Source organism: Streptomyces sp. NPDC007856 (assembly GCF_042868225.1).
Lineage (GTDB): Bacteria > Actinomycetota > Actinomycetes > Streptomycetales > Streptomycetaceae > Streptomyces.
The window spans coordinates 1-1,368 of the sequence record NZ_JBIAEC010000116.1; the positions used below are offsets into that span (position 1 = coordinate 1).

Here is a 1,368-nt window from a genome sequence, read left to right on the forward strand (position 1 = left end):
TCTTGGTTGTTGAAGGTCAGTTGTTGCTCGGGGTCAGGCGGCCCTCGAAGGCGATCTGGAACGCGTTCAGGGGTGCTTTCCAGCGCATGGTCCACCGCTTGCGGCCCTTGCCCGTCGGGTCCAGGCTCATCAGCGCCATGTAGATGCACTTGAGGGCGGCGGCTTCGTTGGGGAAGTGTCCGCGGGCACGGACGGCCTTGCGGATGCGGGCGTTGACGCTCTCGATCGCGTTCGTGCTGCAGATGACCTTGCGGATCTCGACGTCGAAGGAGAGGAACGGCACGAACTCGGCCCAGGCGTCCGACCACAGCTTCACGATCGCCGGATACTTCTTCCCCCACGCTTCCTGGAACTCCAGGAACCGCTCAGTCGCCGCGTCCTCGCTGGACGCGGTGTAGACGGGCTTGAGGGCCTTGGCGACCTTGTCCCAGTCCTGACGGGCGGCGTATCGGAATGAGTTCCGCAGCAGGTGAACCACACACGTCTGGACAATCGTGCGAGGCCAGACGGTCTCCACGGCCTCGGGCAGGCCCTTGAGCCCGTCGCAGACCAGCATGAGCACGTCGTCCAGGCCGCGGTTCTTCAGCTCGGTGAACACGTGCAGCCAGTACTTGGCACCCTCGCCGCCGTCGCCGGCCCAGATGCCGAGGATGTCGCGGGTGCCGTCCACGGTCACCGCCATCACGACGTAGATGGGACGGTTCGCGACCTGCCCGTCCCTGATCTTGACGTTGATGGCGTCCACGAACAGGACGGGATAGACACGGTCGAGGGGCCGGTTCTGCCACTCGGCCATGCCCTCCAACACCTTGTCGGTGATGGTGGAGATGGTCTGCTTGGACACCTCCGCCCCGTAGACCTCGGCCAGGTGAGCGGCGATCTCGCCGTGCGTGAGCCCCTTCGCGGACAACGACAGCACCATCTCGTCAATCCCGGCCAGCCGCCGCTGCCGCTTCTTGACGATCTGCGGCTCGAACGTGCCCGAGGTGTCACGCGGCACCTTGACCTCGACCGGCCCGACGTCGGTCAGCACGGTCTTGGCCCGGCCCCCGTTGCGGGAGTTGCCACTGCCCCGGCCGACGGCATCGTGCTTCTCATAGCCGAGGTGATCGGTGATCTCACCTTCCAGGGCAGATTCCAAGACCCGCTTGGTCAACTGCTGCAGCAGCCCACCCTGCCCGGTCAGCTGCAGCCCCTCCGACCGGGCCCGCTCCACCAGCATCGCGACCAGTTGCTCGTCGGACACGGGCGCAGGCTGCCCCAACTGGGCACTCTCGACAGGCTCCACGGTCTCCAACTCCACGGCGGTGTAAGTCACTTGACGTCTCTCCCATGATCGTCGGATCCGCCGTTAGATTTACACTCCCG

1 protein-coding gene is annotated in these 1,368 nt (G+C 65.5%); it reads right to left on the reverse strand.

Annotation, left to right across the window (positions count from 1 at the left end):
- Nucleotides 1-16: 16 nt before the first annotated feature.
- Entirely contained in the window at nucleotides 17-1,222 is a 1,206-nt protein-coding gene (locus tag ACFYOH_RS44835; RefSeq protein WP_388638139.1) for an IS256 family transposase, read from the reverse strand.
- Nucleotides 1,223-1,368: the final 146 nt, after the last annotated feature.